A 21,181-nucleotide genomic window follows, 5' to 3' on the forward strand; every position below is an offset into this window, starting at 1 on the left:
ATGTCGACGGGGGCCGTTCACCCGGTCGATGCAACACCGTTTTGACGACGAGGAGCGGCGCGTGCCGGTCAGTTCCGGGACGAGTCGCCCTGGAGGGCGGGCCGGAAATCATGCAGCGCGTCCCGGCCCGGCTGGATGACGCCGTAACTGTTCTCCGGCACCTCGTTCCAGGCGCCGGAGAGGCTGCCCAGCGGTTCGGACACGACGAGGCGGGTCTCGTCGGAGACGCTCCGCAGGAAAGCGGCATCCGGGTGGAGCGTACGCAGGGCATCCACATGGGTGCTGAAGTACAGGGACCGCGAGCGGCCCTCGCTGGAGTACCGGAAGGCCCATGTGCGCTCGCCGTCGGCCACCGCGACGGTCATCTGGAGCGGGTACCGGACGTCGTGCGCGTGGCCCGTCTTCTCGACCAGGCCCGCCATACGTGCCACGGCACCGGGCGGATCCTCCGTCAGACCGAAGGTGAGGGCGAGGAAGAACATGAGCTCGGAGTCGGTGGATCCCTCGATGTCGGGGTACAGAGCCGGCTCGACGGCCAGAGCGAGGTCACGCCGGAGTCGGTGGAATTCTCTGATCATCCCGTTGTGCATCCACATCCAGCGCCCCTTCCGGAAGGGGTGGCAGTTGGTCTGCTGCACGGCCGTCCCGGTCGAGGCCCTGATGTGCGCGAAGAACAGACCTGAGCGGACGTGGTGGGCGATCTCCTCCAGATTGCGGTTGTTCCAGGCCGGGCTGACGTCCCGCACGACTGCCGGAGTGGCCGTGTCCTGCGTGTACCAGCCGACGCCGAAGCCGTCGCCGTTGGTCGTCTCCACCCCCTTGCGTGAGTGCAGGCTCTGGTCGATCAAGGAGTGTTCCGGCTGGAACAGGATCTGACTGAGAGCGACGGGTGTACCCGAGTAGGCGATCCAGCGGCACATCTCGAGTCCCCATTCCCTGTGTCAAGAGGTTTCAGGATTTCAAGGGCCGTGTTGTCGACGGGGGCGTCGGCTGGTGACGGACTCGGCCGAAGGCGACGACGACGCCACAGCGGGTGCTGGACGCGGCATTCCGCGATGCCGGGTCGGACGGACTCGGATGCGGCACCGGCGAACCGGAGGCCTCGTCATACGAGCCCTCACCAGTATGGCTGGTGCGGGCCCCCTGGGCATGCCGGGCGCGGTGCGGGCGTGCGGCCCCGGCACACACCCGGTCGCGCCCTGCTCGCGACCCGCCCACGACCCGTTCGCCCCCTGATCGCACCCCGTCCGCGATCCGTTCACGCGCGTCACCGAAGCGCTGCCGCCCGCCGCGCCCTGCTGCCGGGCGGCCTTGTCACCGGGGACCTTCGGGGCCTGGGGGAGGGGCCCCGTGGCCCTTCTGCCCGGTACACGTTTGTGTGAAAAGATGGTGATGTTGGCTGAAGGGGGGCAGCGCCTTTCCGGACCGGGGCGGTGACCGCCGTGACAGCGAACAGGAAAGCCCCTTCGGGGCAGGCCCCCTCCCCGGTCGATCCGCTGGGTGATCCATTCTTGCCGACACGGTTCGCCCTGCCGGCGAAACCCGTCACGTTCCTGCGGCGCGAGCGGCTGGACGAGCATCTCGACCGGGCACTGCGGACCCCTCTGGTGGTGGTCAACGGGGCCGCCGGCGCGGGCAAGACCCTGCTCGTCGCCGACTGGGCCGCGGGCCTGGCGCAGCCGGTCGCCTGGCTCACCCTCGACGCGACGGTCGCGGACCCGGGGATGTTCTGGGCCCATCTGCTCCAGTCCCTGCGCACCAGCGGTGTGCCGGTGCCCGACGAGATCGGCCTCCCTGCCGCCGGCCCGGTGACCCACACGCTGCTCACCCGGCTCGCCGCGCGGCTCGGCAGCAGTGACCGGACCGTGACCGTGGTGCTCGACGAGTACGACCGGGCGACCGGCCCGGACCTCTCGGAACAGCTCGGGTTCGTCCTGCACCACGCCCAGCCGCGCCTGCGTCTCGTCCTCGTCACCCGCACCGAGCCGCTGCTGCCCCTGCACCGGTACCGGGCGGCCGGTGCGATGACCGAGATCAGGGGCGCCGAGCTGGCCTTCACCCCCGAGGAGACGGTCGCGCTGCTGGATCTGCACGGACTGCGCCTGTCCGTCGAGGCGGCGCGCGCTCTGGTGGAGCGCACCGGGGGCTGGGCGGCCGGCCTTCGGCTGTGTGCCCTGGCCGCGCAGCAGAGCCCGGACCCGCAGGTCTATCTGAAGGAGTTCGAGGCGGGCCGCAGCACGGTCGCCGACTTCCTGCTCGCCGAGGTGCTCAAGCGGCAACCGCCCCCGACGCAGGATCTCCTGCTGCGGGTCAGCGTCCTGGAGCGTTTCTGCGCCGATCTGGCCGATGCGCTGACCGGGCGGATCGACGCCGAGCCCATCCTCGCCGGACTGCACCGCGCGAACGCGTTCGTGGAGGACCTCGGACACGGCTGGTACCGCCTCCACCCGCTCTTCCGGGAGATTCTCCGGGCCCATCTGCGGGAGCGCTCGCCCGGTCTGGAGCCGGAACTGCACCGGCGGGCCGCGCGCTGGCTGCGGCGGTCGGGGTCCCTCCCGGAGATGCTGGCCCACGCCGCCGCCGCGAAGGACTGGGAGTTCACCGCCCGTGCCCTGGTCGACGACCTGGCGATCGGGCAGGTGTTCACCGGCCTGTGCTGCGACGACCGGGCCGACCTGATCGCCCGTACGGGAGCGAGGACGACGAGCCCCGCGACGCACCTGGTCCGCGCGGCTCGCGACCTGTCCCGGCACGACCTCGACCGCGGTCTGGTCCATCTCCGTCAGGCCGAGGAGCAGTTGGCCGCAGATGCCTCCGAACCCCCGGCGGCCCAGCTGAGCTGTGCCCTGCTGGAGGCCGCGGCGGCCCGGCTGGCCGGATCGCCCCGCCGGGCGGAGCAGGCCGCGCAGGCGGCCCGGCAACTGCAGCGGGAGGTTCCCGCCCACCTGCTGGACCAGCACCCGGAGCTTCCCGCCCTCCTGCTGACCGATGTGGGTTCGGCACGGCTGTGGGCCGGGCGCTTCGACGAGGCACGCGCGGCTCTCACCACGGTGGCCGAGAGCTCCGGCGGGGCCTCCACGGCGGTCCCCCGGCAGCAGTCCCTGGGGCACCTGGCGCTGATCGACTATCTCAACGGGTGGCCGGGCAGGGCGGAGCGCAACGCCTTCGCGGCGATGGCCGAGGCGGAACGGTTCGGTCTGCCCCAGCCGTGCGGCTCCGGACTGGGACAGCTCGTCCTGGCCGCGGTGGCCGTCGACCGGAACGAACTGGGCCGCGCCCAGGATCTCCTCGACCGGGCGCCCGACCCGGCGGCGCCGGACCCGGTGTCGGCCGCGGGCCGGTCCATCGCGACGGCCCGGCTGCTGCTGGCCCGGGGCAAGGTGCGCGCCGCGCTGGCGGCCGCGGACCCGGCCGTGAAGGCCGACGTCGCCTCGCCCTGGGCCGAAAGCCAGACCGCCCTGATCGCCTCCGCCGCCCACCTCGCCGAAGGGCACCCGGACGCGGCCGCCGAGGTGCTGCGGCGGGTGGCCGGCGAGCAGCCGGCGTGTGCCGTGGGCGTGGCCCGGGCGCACCTCGCGGCAGGCGATCGGCGGGAGGCCCTCCACGTGCTCGACAGCATCGCCGCCGAGGCGCACGCCGGCCCGGCGGTACGCGTCCGCGCCACGCTGGTGCGGGCGCAGGCCGCGCACACGGCGGGCGACGACGACACCGCCCGCAGACTGATCGCCAAGGCGCTCGTGGAAGCCCGGCGCGACAGGCTGCGCCGCCCGTTCCTGGAAGCCGGACCGTGGCTCGGGCCCTTCCTCGCCTCGGCACCGCTGCGGCACCTGGCCGCCGGCTGGCTCGCACCGGCCCCCGCGGCACACGGCGATCCGCCGCGTCCGCCGGCCGGGCCCGCGCCGGTGCTGGTGGAGCAGCTGACCGGCCGGGAACGCGATGTGCTGCTGCGGCTCGCCCAGATGATGTCGACCGAGGAGATCGCCGTCGACATGTACGTGTCGGTGAACACGGTGAAGACCCACCTCAAGAGCGCCTACCGGAAGCTGGCCGTGAACCGGCGCCACGACGCGGTGCGGCGGGCCCGCGAGCTGCGGCTGCTGTGACCGCCGGCCGACGCGTCTCCTCCGCGGCGGGTGAGGCGCCCGGCGAGTGTCCCGGGTGCGATGGAAGGGGCGGTGGGCTCGCCGGACACCGCCCGGCCTGTCGGACACCACCGCCCGGGCTGCCGGACACCGCCCGGGTTGCCGGTGTCGCGGCCCGTACCGACTGGGCGAGGTGGACACCGTGAGGCGCTGGCGGGCTCTGATCGTTCTGGGAACGGCCCAGTTCCTGATGGTCCTGGACACCTCCGTCATGAACGTCTCGATCAGCCGGCTGGTCGACGACTTCGACACGGACGTCACCGCCATTCAGGCGGTCATCACGTTCTACGCCCTCGTCATGGCCGCCTTCATGATCACCGGAGGCCGGGTGGGGGACATGCTGGGACGCCGGCGCGTCTTCCTGACCGGCATGGCCGTCTACGGCACCGGATCGGCCCTGACCGCGGTCGCTCCGACCCTGTGGGTGCTCGCCGTGGGCTGGTCGGTCGTCGAAGGGCTCGGCGCCGCCCTGGTGCTGCCGGCCATGGCGGCCCTCGTCGCGGAGTCCTACCACGGCCGGGACCGCGCTCTCGCCTACGGCGTCATCGGCGGGCTCGCGGGCGCGGGGATCGCGGTCGGCCCCCTGCTCGGCGGCTGGGTGACGACGTACCTGACCTGGCGCCTGGTCTTCGCCGGCGAGGTCGTGGTCGTCATCGCCGTCCTGTGCTTCCACCGAGTGATCGTGGAGTCCGCCCGCGAGGGGCCGCGCCCCCGGCTGGACGCGGTCGGAGCCGGAATCTCGGCGGTCGGGCTCGGACTCGGTGTGCTCGGAGTGCTGCAGAGCAGCACCTGGGGCTGGGTGCAGCCCCGCAACCCTCCCTTCACCGTCCTCGGTTTCGCCCCGACGCTGTTCGTCATCGGTGCCGGAGTGGCGTTCCTGGCCGTCTTCGTGCGCTGGCAACGGCACCGGGAGAAAGTGGGCAGTGAACCCCTGGTGCACCTTTCCCTGCTGGGCAGGCCCACGCTGCGCTCCGGCCTGATGACGCTGGTGAGCCAGAACCTCATCCTGCTGGGGCTGTTCTTCACCATCCCGCTGTACCTGCAGGTGGTGCAGGGCTTCGACGCGTTCGAGACGGGACTGCGCCTGCTCCCGGTCTCCGCCACCATGCTCGTGGCCTCGATGGCCGGCTCCAGGCTGGGGCGGATGGCGAGCCCGCGCCGGGTGGTGCGGTTCGCCCTGGCGACCCTGACGGTGGCCGTCGTATGGCTGCTGGCCACCATCGACCCGGTCATCGACGATGCCCAGTTCGCCGGGGCCATGGCCGTCCTGGGCCTGGGCATGGGCCTGCTCGCCTCCCAGTTGGGCAACGTCGTCCAGTCCAGCGCCGGCGAGGCGGAACGCAGCGAGGCCGGGGGCCTGCAGTTCACGGCCCAGAACCTGGGCTCCGCCCTGGGAACCGCGCTCATCGGATCGCTGCTCATCGGCGCCCTCGCCCATGCCTTCACCACGCAGGTGGAGGAGAACCCGCAGTTGTCGGAGGAGACCCGCCGGCAGGCCGGGGTGGCGCTCGAAGCCGGCATCACGTTCCTCTCCACCGACCAGGTCCGCGCGGCGGCCGAGCGGACCGGACTGCCGCCGTCGCAGGTCGACGCCGTCACGGACTCCTACGCCTCGGCCCAGCTCGACGGGCTGAAGGCGGCGATCCTCGCCACCGGCGGTGTCACCCTCGCCAGTTTCCTGGTCACCCCCGACCTGCCGGCGGGCCGGACGCGGCGTTCCGGGCGGCCGGGGGCCGACGTCCGCGGCGCCCTGAGCTGACCCCGAGGGACCGCCATGCCGAGAACCGACCCGGTCGCCGCGCGGGAGCGCCGAACGGAGCGCCGGGCCCACGCCGACTACACCGGCGGCGTCTACGGCTCCATGCTCGCCGCCAGCGTGGTGATCGGCGCCGACACACTGGGCGACTTCCCCCGCCTGGAGCTGGTCGTGCTGCTGTTCCTCACCGGCGTCGTCTTCTGGGTGGCCCACGTGCACGCCCAGTTGTTCGGCGCCCGCCTGGCCCAGCGCCCCCTCGACCGCCGGACCGTCCTGCACGTGTGCCGCGACGAATGGCCGATCATCAAGGCGGCCGTCCCCCCGACCGCGGCCGTGGCCGTCAGCCCGCTGCTGGGCCTGGACATGGCCGGCACCCTCTGGCTGGCGGTCGCCGTGGCCGTGGCCGGGCAGGTGGGCTGGTCGGTGGCCGCGGCGCGGCGGACCGGCGCCTCCCGGCGTCTGATGGCTCTCACCGCCTCGGTCAACCTGGTCCTCGGCCTGCTGATCATCTCCCTCAAGATCGTCCTGACCCACTGACACCGTGCGCGAGGTGCCGGGCCGGCAGGTCACCTGTGCCGGGTGAGGTTCGACGGCACCACGGGGCGGGACGATTGCGTACAAGGCGCCACAGGCCTGCCATCGGCTCTCGACGGGAGAGCAGCTCATGCGCTACGAGATCCGCGTCGACGGGCATGTCTCGGAGACGCTGACCAAAGCCTTCCCGGAACTGGACCATGTCGTGATGTCCGGCCAGACCGTGCTGTACGGGCCCATCGTGGACGAAGCCCACCTGTACGGGCTGCTGGCCCGCTTCCAGTCGCTGGGGCTGAGGGTGGTGGAGATGCGGCAGCTGCCCGAATGACCTGCCCGGCCGCCCCTGCCGGTCAGGTCAGGGGCGGGGATCGCCCACCCGGATCCTGCCCGAGCGGGCGGCCGAGCCCAGTGCCTCGAAGTCCCGCTCGTTCTGGTCGGCGTAGGTCTGCGCGAACTCGGCCAGCGCACGGTCGAAGCGGTCGCCGCCGCCCAGGTAGGCGGCGAGGGCGACGGGGTCGCCGGAGCGGGCGTGGGCCCGGGCCAGACTGGCCCCGCACAGGTGCCCGAACAGGCGGAGCAGGCCCGGGTCCATGGTGTCCGGCCGCGCGATGCCCTTCCAGTCCTGCAACTGGCGTACGTAGAAGTCCCGGCCGCGCCCGTCGAGGCCCGCCACGTGGGTCCAGCCCAGGAAGATGTCGCTGGTCGTCTGCAGCAGCCGCTGTCCCGACACCACCCGGCGGCCCTGGTTGTCGTAGCGGCCGCCGCCGGTGTGCGCGGCCAGCACCGACTCCTGCGCCTCCTTGGCCTGCAGCAGCAGGGGATCGTCGTCGTCCCTGCCGAGCAGCAGCAGGATCCAGCAGCGCGTCCCGACGCTGCCGACCCCCACCACCTTGCGGGCCATGTCCACCAGGCGGTAGCGGCGCAGCAGGTGCCGGTGCTCGGACGACAGGGTGCGCGCGTACCCCTCCAGGACGGTCCGGAGCTCCTTCTCCCGTCCGTCCTCGGACGGGTCCGCCAGCAGGTCCCGGAGCGGGGTGACGAGCGGTGGATCCGGCGTGATCCGCCGTCCCTCGGCCGTCACCCGGGTGAGTTCGGCGAAGGCCCGCAGGTGGGTGCGGGTCCGGGCCCGCGCCGCCGCCTCGGCGGCCCGGCGCCTGGCCCTCTTGCTCACCGACGAGTCCAGCAGGTCGCGCAGCCGGTCGGCGTCGTCCTGCGCGTACCAGACGTCCAGGACGCGCAGGCCGGCGAACCTCCGCATCCGCGTCCGGTACGCCCTCACGCACTCCCGTACGGCTCTGTTCTGTTCCGCCACGGAGAAACCGTTGGCCCGGGCCGCGATCGCGAAGCCGGCCGCCAGCCGTTTGACGTCCCATTCGAACGGGCCGGCCAAGGTCTCGTCGAAGTCGTTGATGTCGAAGACCAGGTGGCGTTCGGGTGAGGCCAGCAGCCGGAAGTTCAGCGGGTGGGCGTCTCCGCAGAGTTGCACCGTCAGGCCGGTGTTCGGGAGCTGCCCGAAGTCCGCCGCCATGATCGCCGCGGCGCCCCGGTAGAAGCGGAACGGGGACTCGAGCATGCGGCCGTAGCGGAGCGGAACCAACTCCGGTACGCGCGTGGCCGACTGGTGCTCCACCACCTCGACCGGGTCGAATCGCTCCTGCCCCGGCTCGAACCAGCCGTGGCAGGACCGTGAGGCGCGCTTGCGGGCGTTCCTGCCGTAGGCCGCCCTCTCGGCCGGTGACAGCGATGCCGTGAGGGACATCGGTGTCGTCATGGCTCACCCTCCCCTTCCGCCGTGGTCCTTTCCCGCTCCCGCGGCTGTCCGTCCTGCCCCCGCAGCCCCGTCTGCACCGCGTGCGTGAGGATCCGTGCGGCGACGCCGACGAGCACGAGACCGCCGGCCATCTGGAACATGGTCACCACCCGTCCCGTCTGGGAAAGGGCGGTGATGTCGCCGAACCCGACGGTGGAGAACGCGGTCAGCGCGAAGTACAGGGCGTCCGTCCTGGTCAGCGGCTCGCTGAAGGAACCCGGGGCCGACTGCTCGAGCAGGTAGTAGGCGCCGGCGAAGCAGACTAGATACAGCGCCAGCGTGGTGGCCAGGGCTTCGACGGCCTTGAGCCGCGGACGGGGCGAACGGGCGATCGTACGGACCTCCCAGGAGAAGACGACGGCCACGGCGAGCAGGCCGCACACGAGCAGAGCCGTGGTGCCGGCCGTGCCGGACCGGCCCAGGGGCAGCAGGTAGGAGGCGGTGACGAGCCCGGCCGCGACGAGGCAGGCCCGTGCCGTGGCCACGACGGCGCCCCACCAGCCGGAGAGCACGGGCACGTGCACGGGCACGTCCGGCCGCGGGACCGCCTTCTCGGACCCGGCGTCCTGCGCCCGGGCGGCGACTGGATCACTCATGTCGTGACCCTTCGTTCCTGCGGAAACCGGTGAGCTTTTCAAACACTCACCCCATCGCCACGGCGGCCTTGGCGGATCACCCGCCACGGGTGACCCGGCGCGCGGCGGCGCGCGGGACGCTGACCCCGTGCGGACGCCGCACACCGTCCCGCCGGTGGCCCGGTGGCGGTCGCCCGCATCATGCGAGGAGAAGCCATGACCGTGCCGCGGGGTCCGGCGCCGCGCGCAGGACCCGAACCTCTGGCCGACGGGGCGGCTCCCGCCCCGGACGGCGCCCTCGACCGGCAACTGGCGAGACTCGGCAGCTCCTGGACCTGGCTGCTGGGCTCGGCGGCGACGACGCTGGTGCCGGGCATCCTCATCCTGGCCTGGCCGGACGAGACCCTGCACGTCCTGGCGGTGCTCATCGGGCTGTACCTGCTCGTGACGGGTGCGTTCCGGTTCGTCGCCGCCTTCGCCCGGGAGCACGGCGAGCGGCTTCCGGCGCTGCTCGTGGCGGTGCTGTACGTCCTGGCCGGAGTGCTGTGCCTGCGGCATCCGCTGCAGACGATCGCCGCGCTGTCGCTGATCACCGGCGCCGTCTGGCTGGTGACCGGCATGCTGACCGCCTGGGCGGCCATCGCCGCCAAGGAACTGCCCCACCGCGGCTTCGTCCTCGGCGCCGCCGTCCTCGGCATCGTCGCGGGCATCGTGGTGCTGGCCCTGCCCGTCGAGTCGACCTTCGCCCTGACCCGGTTGCTCGGCCTGTGGCTGGTGCTGATCGGACTGGTGGAGCTGGGAGTCGCCTTCGCCTGGCGGGCCGCACTCCGCAAGGCCCGCGCCGGGTCGCTGCCCGGCACGCCGACGGCGGCATGAGGCCCTCTTCCGTCTCAGCCGTCTCAGTGCCACGTCCACGGACGCCACGGCGAGGCCGGACACCCGTCCGTGCCCGCACCCGGTGGACCGGCCGGTCCACCGGGCACCGATGACCGAGGAGGTCCCATGGGCTCCAGGACGCCTCCCGAACCGCCGGACTCCGACGGTGCGCAGACCCGGGTGGTGCTGACCCCCGAGGAGCACGCCAGGTACACACGGCTGAGCCGCGCCGCCGCCGTCCGCCACCGAAGGGCACGCTACGCCGGTGCGTCGGTGCTGCTGCTGGTCGCCCTGCTGCTGTCCCCGCTGGCCGTCGTCGCCGCCTGGGTGGACGACACGGTCACCGACACCGACCGGTACGTCCAGACCGTCGCCCCCCTGGCGTCGGAGCCGGCCGTGCAGAAGGCCGTCACCGACCGGCTGACCGACCGCGTCGTGGACAACCTGGACGTCGAGGCCGTGACGGCGTCGCTGAGCAAGGCGCTGGCGAACGCCGGGGCGCCACCGGTCGTCGTGCGGCGGTCCGAGGACCTCGCCGGGCCGTTGCGCGCCGCCGCCACGAGCGCCGTGCACGGCGTCGTGGACCGCGTGATCACCAGCGACGCGTTCCAGCAGGCGTGGGTGGGCGCCAACCGGCGCGCCCACGCGGCGGTGACGAACATGCTCACCGGCGAGAAGAGCACGGCCCTGCGCGCCGAGGGCAACACCGTCACCCTGGACCTCGGCACGGTGGTCGACGAGGTCAAGCAACGCCTCGTCGACCACGGCTTCGAGAAGGCCGCCGCCATTCCCGCTCCGGACCGGCAGATCACCCTGTTCGAGACCGACAAGCTGTCCCAGGCACAGGCGGGTCTGCGGCTGCTGGACGTCGTGGGCGCCTGGCTGCCCGTGCTCACCGTCCTGCTCGCCGCGCTGGCCGTGTGGGCCGCTCCCGCACACCGCCTCATGCTGCTGATCACGGCCACGGGCGTCGGCGTGATGATGGTCGCGCTGCTCGTCGCGCTGGCCGTCCTGCGCCGCGTCTACCTCGACTCCGTTCCCCCCTCGGCGCTGCCTCCCGACGCCGCCGCGGTGGTCTACGACACCTTCGTCCGCTTCCTGCGCGACAGCACGCGCACCCTGCTCGTCGTCGCCGTGATCACCGCGCTGGCCGCATACCTGTACGGCCCGGGGCGGGTGGCACGCGGGCTGCGCACCCTGGCGGGGCGCGGCACCGGCGCGGTCGGCCACGCGCTGGGCAACGCCGGAGCCCGCACCGGCGCGACCGGTCGCTGGCTGGACACCCACCGGCCGTGGACCACCGGCGTCGTCATCGCGGGCGGGGTTCTCGCCCTGATCCTCTGGAACCGTCCCACGGTCGGGGCCGTGGCCCTGGTGACCGGCCTTGTCGTCGTGGTCCTTGCCCTCCTCGCGGTGCTCGCCGCCGCGTCGGGGCGGACTGTGGCCGCGGCAGCCGGCGAACCGGGGCGGGCAGGACCGTGAGCCATGGCGGGGACGGCGGCCGGACCGGCACCGCCGCACCGGAGTGGAGCGGTACGGCGGGCCGCGGCACGGCTGTGGACCACGGCCGGCCGGCTGCTGCCCGCCCTGCTGGCGGTCAACGTCGTGGAGGGCGCGGTCCGGCTGGCCGCCCAGGCGTTCATCGCGGTGCTGCCCCTGCTGATGGCCGTCGCGGCCTTCGCCCCGCGCAGCGTGCAGGAGCTGCTCGCCGACTCGGTGTCGACCGTCCTGGGGGTGCGCGGGGACACGCTCGAGGAGGTGCGCCGCACCTTCCACGCCACCGGCACGACGCGGGACACGGCGGGAGCCGCGGGCCTGGTGCTCACGCTCGTCTCCGCCACGGCCTTCAGCCGCGCCCTGCAGGCGGTGTGCGAGCGCTGCTGGTCCCTGCCCAGAGCGCCCGTGCGCGCGGCGGCCTGGCGCTGGCTGCTCTGGCTCGTGGTCTGGCTGGCCGTCCTCCTCGTCCAGGCCCCGCTGCGCGGCGGCTTCGGCACCGGAGTGGTGTCCGGGCTGGTGCTGTCCCTGCTGTCCGCGACGCTGCTGTGGTGGTGGACCCAGCATCTGCTGCTCGGCGGCCGGGTCGACTGGCGCAGCCTGCTGCCGGGATCGGTGCTGGCGGGGGCGGGCAGCGTGGCACTGAGCCGGGTGGCCGAGCTGATGATGCCCACGGCCATGCGGCGCAGCTTCGACGAGTTCGGCCCCCTGGGGCCGGTCTTCACCTTCCTGTCCTGGCTGATCGCCGTCTTCCTGGTCGCGGTGACGGGCCTGGCCCTGGGCCGGTGGATCGCGGCCTCCGCCTGGTTCGCGGCACTTCACCCGCCTCGGGTGAGGCCGCCCGGTACTGGCGTGCGCACGATGAAGGCGGTCGGTGACGGCCGTCGGGCCTCGGCCCGGGACGGAGGAGCGACATGAGCACCCAGATGTATCTCGCCTACGACTACCCGCTGCTGAGCGCGTTCTGGACCATGCTGTGGTTCTTCCTGTGGATCATGTGGTTCGTCCTGCTCTTCCGGATCATCGGCGACATCTTCCGCGACGACGACCTGAACGGCTGGGGCAAGACGGGCTGGCTGCTGTTCGTCATTCTGCTGCCCTTCCTCGGCGTCTTCGTCTACGTCATCGCCCGGGGCAAGAACATGGGCCGCCGGGAGGTGGCGCAGGCCCGCGCCCAGCAGGAGGCGTTCGACACCTACATCCGTGAGACGGCGGGTGGCGGCAGCCGCCCCACCAGCGCGGACGAACTCTCCAAGCTGTCCGAGATCCGCGCGCGCGGCGACATCACCGACGAGGAGTTCCGCCGCGCCAAGTCGCTCATCCTGAGCGACTACGGCCCCCCGGGCGGACCCGGCACCGTCGCCGCCTCCCGCCACTGAGCACGGACAGGAAATCGAGGCAGAAGAATGGCCGCCACACACGCGCCGCAGGCGCACACGACGACATACGAGTGGGCCGCGGGCCTGATGGTCTTCGCCGCCGTGATGCTCACGCTCGTGGGAATCCTCGACATCTTCCGCGGCATCATGGCGATCGCCGAGGACGACGTCTTCCTCACCACCCGCAACTACGTCTTCGAATTCGATCTCACCGGCTGGGGCTGGATCCATCTCGTCCTGGGAGCGGTCGCCGTGATCGTCAGCATCGGCCTGTACCAGGCGGCGATGTGGGCGAGGGTCGCGGGCGTGATCATCGCCGGGCTGGTCATCATCGCCAACTTCCTCTCCCTGCCGTACTACCCGGTGTGGTCGGTCATCATGATCGCGCTGTCCGGGTTCATCATCTGGGCCCTGTGCGTCGCCCGGAAGGAAGACTTCGGCGATCCCTTCGACACCGCACCGCGCGGCGATCTGTGAACCCACCGTCCGCCCGGCCGGGCGGCGCCACCACCCGGCGCCACCCGGCCGGCGCGGCGGCCGGAGAGGACACACCGGTGGAGCCATCCGCCCGAGACGGAAGCCCGAGCCGCCCGGCGCCGCGCGCCGGCACCGCCCGCAACGGCACCGCCCGCAAGGACATCTGGCAGGCGCGCACGGCACTGCTCGCCCTGCTGGGCAGTGTCCTGGTTCCCCTCACCGTCGCCGGACTGAGAAGCATGCTGTGGCTGCTGCTCGGCGTGGCCGGGCTGGCACTGGCCGCGGCCGGCCTGTGGTGGACCCTGGCCCACACCGGCGTCGTGCGGGCCTGCGGCGTGGTGGTGTCGGTGGTCGCGCCGCTCACGGTGCTCGCCCTGTACGCCGCCTACGACATGCTCGGCCCGGCCCTCGTCTCCCTCGCCCTGTGGGCCCTCGCCGTCGGCGCGGCACGCGGCGCCCTGGCTCCCGCCCACACCGCCGAGCGCCGGCAGACGCCCGCCCCGGCACCGCACCATCCCTGGCTGTTGCTGAATCCCCGCTCCGGCGGCGGCAAGGCCGACCGCTTCCACCTGGTCGACAAGGCCCTGGCCCTCGGCGCCCGGGTGACCGTGCTCGAGGCCGGACGGCAGGACGTGGCCGAACTGGCCCGGCGCGCGGTCGCCGAGGGAGCCGACCTGCTCGCGGTGGCGGGCGGGGACGGCACCCAGGCCCTGGTGGCGGAGGTCGCCCACCGGCACGACCTGCCCTTCGCGGTGATCCCCGCGGGCACCCGCAACCACTTCGCCCTCGACCTCGGTCTCGACCGCGACGACCCGGCGGCCGCGCTGAGCGCTCTCACCGACGGTGTCGAACGGAGAGTCGACCTCGGTTTCGCCGCCGACCGGGTGTTCGTCAACAACGCCTCCTTCGGTACGTACGCCGCCGTGGTCGGCAACCCCGCCTACCGGCGGGCGAAGGTGCACACGGCGTTCCAGGACCTGCCCGAGCTGCTCACGGGCGACCGCACCCACCGGCTGCGGATGCGAGTCGGCCGGCACCGCGCCGAAGGGCTGCAGGCGGTGCTGGTCAGCAACAATCCCTACCGGTACGCCGTCGGCCCGCATCCCTGGCGCCGGGACCGCCTCGACACCGGCGTGCTCGGTGTGCTGTGCGTGCACATCGACAACACCGCACAGGCGGCGCGGGCCGTGGGCGGCAGGCGCTTCGCCAACGTCACCCGGCTGACCGGCAGGACCGTGGTCGTCGACACGGACACCGAGACCGTCCAAGCCGGCATCGACGGAGAACACGTCGTGCTGCCCGCCCCCGTGGTGTGCCGCATCGTGCCCGGAGCGCTGCGGGTCCGCGTGCCGCGGCAGTGGCCGGGGGTACCCCTCGGCCGGCCGGCGGCCGACTGGACGCACGTCACGCGGCTCGCGCTCGGCCGCCCGGACCGGGAGGAGCCGGTGAGCGCGCGGCGATGACGAGGAGCAGGTGACGCCCGACGCGTGCCACGCGGGCGCGGGCCTCGTGGTGGGCGGCGCTGTCCTCTTCTTTCTCCCCCTTCGGCAGCCCCGCCCGCGGGGTCAGCCCGGCAGCAGCGCCTCGCCCAGCCGCCGCCAGTACGGCAGCGAGGACCGGCCGGGTCCGGTGCCGATCACCTGCACGCAGACGTGGTCGGCGCCGGCCCTCACGTGGTCGTGCAGTCTCCCGGCGATCGTGTCCAGGTCGCCCCAGAACACCAGGTCGTCGACGAGGCGGTCGCTGCCGCCGTCCTCGAAGTCGCGGTCGGTGTAGCCGAGCCGGCGGAACTTGGCGAGGTTGTAGGGCGTGGTGAGGTACGGCACCAGGTGCTCGCGGGCGATCGCGCGCGCCGTCGCGGGCTCGGACTCGAACAGCACCGCCTGCTCGACTCCGAGGAAGGCGTCCGGTCCCAGGATCTCCCGCGCCCGGGCGGTGTGGGCCGCGGTGACGTGGTAGGTGTGGGCGCCGGCCGCGCGGTCCCGGGCCAGGGCGAGCATCTTCGGCCCGTACGCGGCCAGTACGCGCCGTATCCGCGGCGCCGGCTCCGCCGCGCCGGCCGCTGTCCGCCCGTCGGCCGTCCGCTCGTGCAGGGCGTCCAGTTCGTCGAGGTAACCGGCCATGGCGGCGAGCGGCTTGACGCCCGGCCGCTGTTCACCCCCGAAGCCGAGGCCGAGGACGTGCCGGCCGGGGTGGGCGTCGGCGAGCAGCCGGGCCGCGCCGTACGTCCAGCGGGCGCCCCGGGACCAGATCTGCGCGATGCCGTTCACGATGTGCAGCCGCTCGGTGCAGGAGAGCAGGTACCCGGCGAGCGTCAGCGCCTCGCGGCCGCCGACCTCCGGGAACCACAGGGCCCGCCAGCCCTGCTCCTCCAGGTCGCGCACCGCCTCGCGCATCCGCGCGGCCGGCAGGTGCTCGAAGTCGAACGTGTAGACCCCGAACGTCCCGAGGTCCAGCCCCTCCAGGCTGCCCATGGCGTCACATCCCCTTGTCGCACGTGTCGTCCGAACGCGATGGACACGCCTCGGACATGCCCTCGCGGATACGTCCGCCGGGCATCGCCGGACATGTCTCACCCGGTGTCCATCGATGAATCGGAATATCGCAGATTTACGATGTGAAGCGCAAGGGTCCGCCGACGCCGAGGCCGGGACGGGGGAGCGAGCCGCCGATGCCGGGGACGGGGAGGAACAGGGGACGGAACAGGGGGACAGGGGGGAACAGGAAAGAGCGGCCGTCACGCCGCCGCGAGGAGTGCCGGAAGCCTCAGAGGGTCCGCCCCAGAAGTTCCACGAGTTCCGCGATGCGCCGCTCGTCGCGCCGGTAGTGGGTCCACTTGCCGACGCGTGTCGCCCGGACCAGGCCCGCCCGCTGCAACTCGGCCATGTAGGCCGACACCGTGGACTGGGCCAGCCCCGCCTTGGCCTGGAGGTGGCTCACGCACACCCCCACCTCCGCCGGGTCCGCGATCGCCCGGTCCATGGGGAAGTGGCGTTCGGGCTCGCGCAGCCACAGCAGGATCTGCAACCGCATCGGGTTCGCCAGCGCCCGCAGCGCGCCGACCAGGTCGGGGTCCGGTGCGATCGCAGTGTCCGCCATGCGTCGGAGTATAGGTCGGCCGGTGCCGGTCACCCGCCCGCCCGCCGGCCGCCGTCCGGCCGCTCCGCGGTCCCGGTGTCCTTTCGCCCCGCGGCCCCGGCGTCCGCCCGGCCGGTCACCAGCACCACCTCCAGGGTGCGCGGCCCGTGCACCCCCTCGACCCGGTCCAGCTCTATGTCGCTGGTGGCGGACGGCCCCGAGATCCACGTCAGGGGCCGGGCGGGGTCGAGGCGTTCCAGGGCCAGGGGCACGGAGGCGACCACCTGGTCGGGGACGCGCACGACGCACACGTGGTGGTCGGGGACGAGGGTGATGCGGCGGCGGCCCTGGTCGGGGGAGCCGTCCAGGACGATCGTGCCGGTCTCGGCGATCGCCACCGCGCAGCCGGTGACCACGCTGTCCACCCGGTCCAGTTCGTGCGGGGTGCTCTCCGCCCGGTCCGGCACCCGCGCCGCCCCGGTCGCGCTCAGCCAGTCCGCGTCCAGGCCCGGCGGCACCAGCACCGACCGCGTGCCGCGCCGTGCCAGCAGGCGGGCGATCAGTGACGGGAGCCCGTCGGCCGCGCAGCGGTGCACCACCGCCCGGTAGTCGGCGAGGTTCTCCGCCAGCAGCTCCACCGTCTCCTCGGCGCTCCGCTCGCCGTGCGCGCGCAGGTAGCCGCGGTCGACCGCCCGCTCGTAGGGCGTGTCGTCGTGCGGTACGTCCGCCAGGGCCCGCCGCACGCGGCCCAGGATCCGCTCCCTGCTGTTCACCGTGCCGTGTCCTTTCCGCCGCGGGTGCGCTGCCACCAGTCCCGGAACGGTTCCGCGGGCAGCGGCGGCAGGTCGCGGGAGTCGGTCCAGGCCCGCCCGGGGCCGGGCAGGGTGCGCGGGGCGAAGCGGCGGGAGCGCGCGGCCAGCCGCTGCCCGGCGCGCAGGACGCCCGGCCGGGTCAGCGCCCAGCGGGCCGCCCGCATGGCCGCCCGTTCGGCGGCGTGCCCCCTGGCCGGGCGCAGCACCACCCGGTTGCCCTGCCGGACCGCCTCCCCGCCCTGCACGACCCGCTCCCGCAGGTGCACCAGCACCTCGGGGATGTCGATGGCGACCGGGCACACCTCGTAGCAGGCGCCGCACAGCGAGGACGCGTACGGCAGCGAGGCGTCGATCCCGCTCGCGGTGCCGCGCAGCTGGGGGCTGAGGATGGCGCCGATGGGCCCCGGGTAGACGGAGCCGTAGGCGTGGCCGCCGGCGCGTTCGTAGACCGGGCAGACGTTGAGGCAGGCCGAGCAGCGGATGCAGCGCAGGGCCTGGCGGCCGACGGTGTCGGCGAGGGCGTCGGTGCGGCCGTTGTCCAGCAGCACCAGGTGGAACTCCCGCGGCCCGTCGGCGGTCGCGGAGTTCGTGGTGCCGGTCCACAGGGACGTGTACGGGTTCATGCGCTCGGCGGTGGAGGAGCGGGGCAGCGTCTGCAGGAACACCTCCAGGTCCCGCCACGTGGGCACGACCTTCTCGATGCCGACGACCGAGATCAGCGTCTCGGGCAGGGTCAGGCACATCCGGCCGTTGCCCTCGGACTCGACCACGACCAGCGTGCCGGTCTCGGCGACCATGAAGTTGGCGCCGGAGATGCCGACCCGGGCGCGCAGGAACTTCTCCCGCAGGTGCAGCCGCGCGGCTTCGGCGAGTTCGGCGGGCTCGTCGGTCAGGCCCTCGGGGGCGGGACGGCCCCACTCGCCCATCTCGGAGCGGAAGATGTCCCGGATCTCCCCGCGGTTGCGGTGGATGGCGGGCACCAGGATGTGGGAGGGCCGGTCGTGGGCCAACTGCACGATCAACTCGGCCAGATCGGTCTCGTAGGCGCGTATGCCAGCCGCCTCCAGAGCCTCGTTCAGGCCGATCTCCTGCGTGGTCATCGACTTGACCTTGACGACCTCCGACTCGCCGGTGGCCTTCACCAGGTCGGTCACGATCCGGTTGGCCTCCGCGGCGTCGGCCGCCCAGTGCACGGTGCCGCCGGCCGCCGTGACGGCTTGCTCCACCTGCACGAGGTAGCGGTCGAGGTGACGCAGTGTGTGGTCCTTGATCTGCCGGCCCGCCTCCCGCAGCGCCGCCCAGTCGGAGACCTCGGCCACCGCCGCGGCCCGCTTGGCGCGGATGGTGTGGGTGGCGTGCCGCAGGGTGCCGCGCAGCCTGGCGTCCCGTACGGCCTCCCGCGCGGCCTGCGGGAAGGCCGGGTGGGCGGGCGGGGCGGACGCGGGCATCCCGACGAACGTTGTGGTCGTGCTCATGCCGCAGGCTCCTCCTCGGTGCTCGCCAGGATCTCCGCGATGTGCACCGGCCGCATACCCGTGCGCAGCCGGGTCATCAGGCCGCCCAGGTGCATCAGGCAGGAGTTGTCGGCCGCGCACAGCACTTCCGCGCCGGTCGAGGCGGCGTTGCGCACCTTGTCGGTGCCCATCGCGGCCGAGACGTCGGCGTTCTTCACCGCGAACGTGCCGCCGAAGCCGCAGCACTCCTCCGCGCCGGGCAGCTCCACCAGCTCCAGTCCCCGCACCGCCCGCAGCAGCCGCCGGGGCCGCTCGCCCAGGCCCAGGCCGCGCAGCCCGTGGCAGGTGGGGTGGTAGGTCACCGTGTGCGGGTAGCAGGCGCCGACGTCCGTCACGCCCAGGACGTCCACCAGGAACTCCGTCAGCTCGTACGTCCTGGCCGCCACGGGCGCCAGCGCCGCCGCGAGCGCCTCCCCGCGCCCCTCGGCGCGCGCCCGCTCGCCCATGCGCGGGTACAGCTCGCGCACCATCGCCCCGCACGACCCGGACGGGGTCACGATCGCCTCGTAGCCGCCGAAGACCTCGCCGAAGTGCCGGGCCAGCGGCTCGGCCTCGTGGCGGTAACCGGTGGTGTAGTGGGCCTGCCCGCAGCACGTCTGGGCGGTCGGGAAGTCGACCTCGACGCCCAGTCTGGTCAGCAGTTTCACCACGGCGCGTCCGGTGTCCGGATACAGCGTGTCGTTGACGCAGGTCAGGAACAGGGCGACGCGCATCGTGGCTCCTCGTTCGTCGATCATCGGATCGGTCGCAGCCTAGTTCCGGGGCGGCCGGACGGCCCCGGAGATGCGGACGGTGGTTCCGGGGAGGCTCGGACGGCGGTCCCGGAGAAGCTTGGACGGCGGTCCTCGAGGGAGGGGAGCATGCGGATCACCGCGCCGCCGGCCGCGCCTCGGCGGCCCGCCACCGGTGGGTGTCCCCGCGCGGCTCGTACCGGGCCGGCGGCTGAGTGCGGGCCGGCCGTGCGCGCATGCGGGCGCGGTCGTCGGCCGGGCCGTGCGCGCGGGCCTGCACCAGGACGTTGCCGAGGGCGGCCGCCTCGGCGGGACCGGCCACCACCGGCAGCCCGCAGGCGTTTGCGGTCAGGTGGCACAGCAGGGCGTTGCGGGTGCCGCCGCCCACCCCGTGCACCACGTCGACCGGGTGGCCGGCGAGCCGCTGGGCGTCCTGCACGGCCCGGCGGCGGGCGAGCGCGAGGGAGTCCAGGACGCGGCGGGTGGTCCGCAACTCCAGCCTCGCCACCGGCTGAACCGGCACCCCGGCACGGCACGTGATCGCGGCGTGGGCGGCACATGTGCTGGACTGGACCGCGGCCCGACCACCGACCGACCACCCCGGGAGCCGTGTTGACCGTCCGCTACCGCCAGCCCGGCGTCGTCCTCACCGACCACCGCTTCACCGTCCCCCTCGACCACGCCGACCCGGACGGCGAGACGATCGAACTGTTCGCCCGCGAGGCCGTCGCGAGCGACCGGGCGGACGCCGGGGACCTGCCGTGGCTGGTCTACCTCCAGGGCGGCCCCGGTTTCGGCGCGGACCGCTTCGTCGGCAGGCAGTCCTGGCTCGGCCGCGCGCTGCGGGAGTTCCGCGTGCTGCTGCTCGACCAGCGCGGCACCGGCGCCTCCACGCCCGCCAACCGCCAGACGCTCCCGCTGCGCGGCGGCCCCGAGCAGCAGGCCGACCACCTCACCCGCTTCCGCGCCGACTCCATCGTCCGCGACTGCGAGCTGATCCGCCGCCGGCTGACCGGCGGCGCCCCCTGGACCGTCCTGGGCCAGAGCTTCGGCGGCTTCTGCACCGTCACCTACCTGTCGCTGGCCCCCGAGGGCCTGGACACCGCCCTGATCACCGGCGGGCTGCCCTCCCTCGACGCGCACGCCGACGACGTCTACCGCGCCGCCTACCCGCGCATCGAGCGCAAGGTCCGCGCCCACTACGCCCGCTACCCGATGGACGTGGAGCGGGCCCGCCGCATCGCCGGACACCTGCTGGAGCACGAGGTGGTGCTGCCGAACGGCTACCGGCTCACCGTCGAGGCGTTCCAGTCCCTCGGCGCGCTGCTCGGGCGGCGCGAGGGCAGTCACCGCCTGCACTACCTCCTGGAGGACGCCTTCGTGCGCACCCCCGGCGGCATACGGCTGTCCGACGCCTTCCAGGAGGAGGTCCAGGGCCTGTTGTCGTACGCGGGCCACCCCCTCTACGCCGTGCTCCACGAGGCCATCTACGCCCAGGACGCGCGGCCCACCGCGTGGGCCGCCGAGCGGGTGCGCGCCGAGTTCCCGCAGTTCGACGCGGCCAAGGCGCTCGCCGGGGACGGGCCGCTGCTGTTCACCGGGGAGAGCGTCCACCCCTGGATGTTCGACTGCGACCCGGCGCTGCGCCCGCTGCGCGAGACCGCCGAACTGCTCGCCGCCCGCACCGACTGGCGGCCCCTGTACGACCCGGCCCGGCTCGCCGCCAACGAGGTGCCCGTCGCCGCGGCCGTCTACCACGACGACCTGTACGTCGACACCGCCCACTCGCTGCGCACCGCCCGCGCGATCCGCGGCCTGCGCACCTGGGTCACCGACGAGTTCGAGCACGACGGGGTGCGCACCGACGGCCCGCGCGTGCTGGACCGGCTGCTGGCGCTCGCCCGCGGGGAGGCGTGAGCGCCGCACCCGAGGCGGTCGGCGGGCGGAGCGTGGCCCGCGGGCGCGGTGCGGTCGGCGGGCGCAGTGTGGGCAGTGTGGTCGGG

19 protein-coding genes and 1 pseudogene are annotated in these 21,181 nt (G+C 73.6%); 11 read left to right on the top strand and 9 right to left on the bottom strand.

The window, feature by feature from the left end; all coding sequences use genetic code 11:
- Positions 1 to 68 precede the first annotated feature (68 nt).
- Complete coding sequence (locus IE225_RS11010) at positions 69 to 920, bottom strand: class II glutamine amidotransferase (protein WP_190057239.1); 852 nt, start codon at positions 918 to 920, stop codon at positions 69 to 71.
- 513 nt (positions 921 to 1,433) lie between these two features.
- On the opposite strand from IE225_RS11010, the gene IE225_RS11015 reads away from it, so the two are divergent.
- From IE225_RS11015 to IE225_RS11030, 4 genes are all read left to right on the top strand, one after another.
- The gene (locus IE225_RS11015; protein WP_373303164.1) at positions 1,434 to 4,103 is read left to right on the top strand and encodes a winged helix-turn-helix domain-containing protein; all 2,670 of its coding nucleotides are present in this window, start codon (positions 1,434 to 1,436) and stop codon (positions 4,101 to 4,103) included.
- A 181-nt stretch (positions 4,104 to 4,284) separates the two neighbouring features.
- Positions 4,285 to 5,901: an MFS transporter gene (locus tag IE225_RS11020; protein ID WP_190057241.1), complete on the top strand. Its 1,617-nt coding sequence runs from the start codon at positions 4,285 to 4,287 to the stop codon at positions 5,899 to 5,901.
- A gap of 15 nt (positions 5,902 to 5,916) precedes the next feature.
- Positions 5,917 to 6,435 carry a hypothetical protein gene (locus IE225_RS11025; RefSeq protein WP_190057242.1) on the top strand — a complete coding sequence of 173 codons (519 nt, stop codon included), beginning with the start codon at positions 5,917 to 5,919 and terminating at the stop codon, positions 6,433 to 6,435.
- 127 nt (positions 6,436 to 6,562) lie between these two features.
- Positions 6,563 to 6,760, top strand: coding sequence for a DUF8691 family protein (locus IE225_RS11030; protein ID WP_190057243.1), 198 nt, complete (start codon positions 6,563 to 6,565; stop codon positions 6,758 to 6,760).
- Between the two features lie 27 nt (positions 6,761 to 6,787).
- On the opposite strand, the gene IE225_RS11035 is transcribed toward IE225_RS11030, so the two are convergent.
- Positions 6,788 to 8,203: a DUF2252 domain-containing protein gene (locus tag IE225_RS11035; protein WP_190057244.1), complete on the bottom strand. Its 1,416-nt coding sequence runs from the start codon at positions 8,201 to 8,203 to the stop codon at positions 6,788 to 6,790.
- Positions 8,200 to 8,838 (bottom strand): potassium channel family protein, encoded by a 639-nt coding sequence (locus IE225_RS11040; protein WP_190057245.1) that lies wholly within the window; start codon positions 8,836 to 8,838, stop codon positions 8,200 to 8,202. Before IE225_RS11040 ends, IE225_RS11035 begins: the two co-directional genes overlap by 4 nt.
- A 195-nt stretch (positions 8,839 to 9,033) precedes the next feature.
- Between IE225_RS11040 and IE225_RS11045 the strand changes: the two genes are divergently transcribed.
- The 6 genes from IE225_RS11045 (at position 9,034) to IE225_RS11070 (ending at position 14,506) form a co-directional block, all read left to right on the top strand.
- Positions 9,034 to 9,693 (top strand): HdeD family acid-resistance protein, encoded by a 660-nt coding sequence (locus IE225_RS11045; RefSeq protein WP_190057246.1) that lies wholly within the window; start codon positions 9,034 to 9,036, stop codon positions 9,691 to 9,693.
- Between the two features lie 126 nt (positions 9,694 to 9,819).
- Positions 9,820 to 11,175 carry a hypothetical protein gene (locus IE225_RS11050; RefSeq protein ID WP_190057247.1) on the top strand — a complete coding sequence of 452 codons (1,356 nt, stop codon included), beginning with the start codon at positions 9,820 to 9,822 and terminating at the stop codon, positions 11,173 to 11,175.
- Positions 11,176 to 11,178: 3 nt separating this feature from the next.
- Positions 11,179 to 12,105 (top strand): YhjD/YihY/BrkB family envelope integrity protein, encoded by a 927-nt coding sequence (locus IE225_RS11055; protein ID WP_229879426.1) that lies wholly within the window; start codon positions 11,179 to 11,181, stop codon positions 12,103 to 12,105.
- Positions 12,102 to 12,566, top strand: a complete 465-nt coding sequence (locus tag IE225_RS11060; protein WP_190057248.1) for an SHOCT domain-containing protein — start codon at positions 12,102 to 12,104, stop codon at positions 12,564 to 12,566. The genes IE225_RS11055 and IE225_RS11060 overlap by 4 nt, the downstream gene beginning before the upstream one ends.
- Before the next feature lie 27 nt (positions 12,567 to 12,593).
- Positions 12,594 to 13,043, top strand: a complete 450-nt coding sequence (locus IE225_RS11065; protein WP_190057249.1) for a DUF7144 family membrane protein — start codon at positions 12,594 to 12,596, stop codon at positions 13,041 to 13,043.
- Positions 13,044 to 13,120: 77 nt separating this feature from the next.
- Entirely contained in the window at positions 13,121 to 14,506 is a 1,386-nt protein-coding gene (locus IE225_RS11070; RefSeq protein WP_308432476.1) for a diacylglycerol/lipid kinase family protein, read from the top strand.
- A gap of 102 nt (positions 14,507 to 14,608) precedes the next feature.
- Here IE225_RS11070 and IE225_RS11075 read toward each other — a convergent pair whose 3' ends face one another.
- The 6 genes and pseudogenes from IE225_RS11075 to IE225_RS11100 form a co-directional block, all read right to left on the bottom strand.
- Positions 14,609 to 15,517: a TIGR03620 family F420-dependent LLM class oxidoreductase gene (locus IE225_RS11075; protein ID WP_190057250.1), complete on the bottom strand. Its 909-nt coding sequence runs from the start codon at positions 15,515 to 15,517 to the stop codon at positions 14,609 to 14,611.
- A gap of 292 nt (positions 15,518 to 15,809) precedes the next feature.
- Entirely contained in the window at positions 15,810 to 16,142 is a 333-nt protein-coding gene (locus IE225_RS11080; RefSeq protein ID WP_190057251.1) for an ArsR/SmtB family transcription factor, read from the bottom strand.
- Between the two features lie 29 nt (positions 16,143 to 16,171).
- Positions 16,172 to 16,894: a LutC/YkgG family protein gene (locus IE225_RS11085; protein WP_190057252.1), complete on the bottom strand. Its 723-nt coding sequence runs from the start codon at positions 16,892 to 16,894 to the stop codon at positions 16,172 to 16,174.
- On the bottom strand, positions 16,891 to 18,408 hold the full coding sequence (locus IE225_RS11090; RefSeq protein WP_229879427.1) for a LutB/LldF family L-lactate oxidation iron-sulfur protein: 1,518 nt from the start codon (positions 18,406 to 18,408) through the stop codon (positions 16,891 to 16,893). Before IE225_RS11090 ends, IE225_RS11085 begins: the two co-directional genes overlap by 4 nt.
- Positions 18,405 to 19,160, bottom strand: coding sequence for a (Fe-S)-binding protein (locus tag IE225_RS11095; protein WP_190057253.1), 756 nt, complete (start codon positions 19,158 to 19,160; stop codon positions 18,405 to 18,407). The genes IE225_RS11090 and IE225_RS11095 overlap by 4 nt, the downstream gene beginning before the upstream one ends.
- A 154-nt stretch (positions 19,161 to 19,314) precedes the next feature.
- Positions 19,315 to 19,722 (bottom strand): annotated as a pseudogene (locus IE225_RS11100) (FGGY-family carbohydrate kinase); the annotation flags it as partial.
- 68 nt (positions 19,723 to 19,790) lie between these two features.
- Between IE225_RS11100 and IE225_RS11105 the strand changes: the two are divergent.
- A complete protein-coding gene (locus IE225_RS11105; protein WP_190057254.1) occupies positions 19,791 to 21,095 on the top strand; it encodes an alpha/beta fold hydrolase in 1,305 nt (434 codons plus the stop codon).
- Positions 21,096 to 21,181: the final 86 nt, after the last annotated feature.

The sequence above is a fragment of the Streptomyces echinoruber genome, assembly GCF_014651135.1.
Lineage (GTDB): Bacteria > Actinomycetota > Actinomycetes > Streptomycetales > Streptomycetaceae > Streptomyces > Streptomyces echinoruber.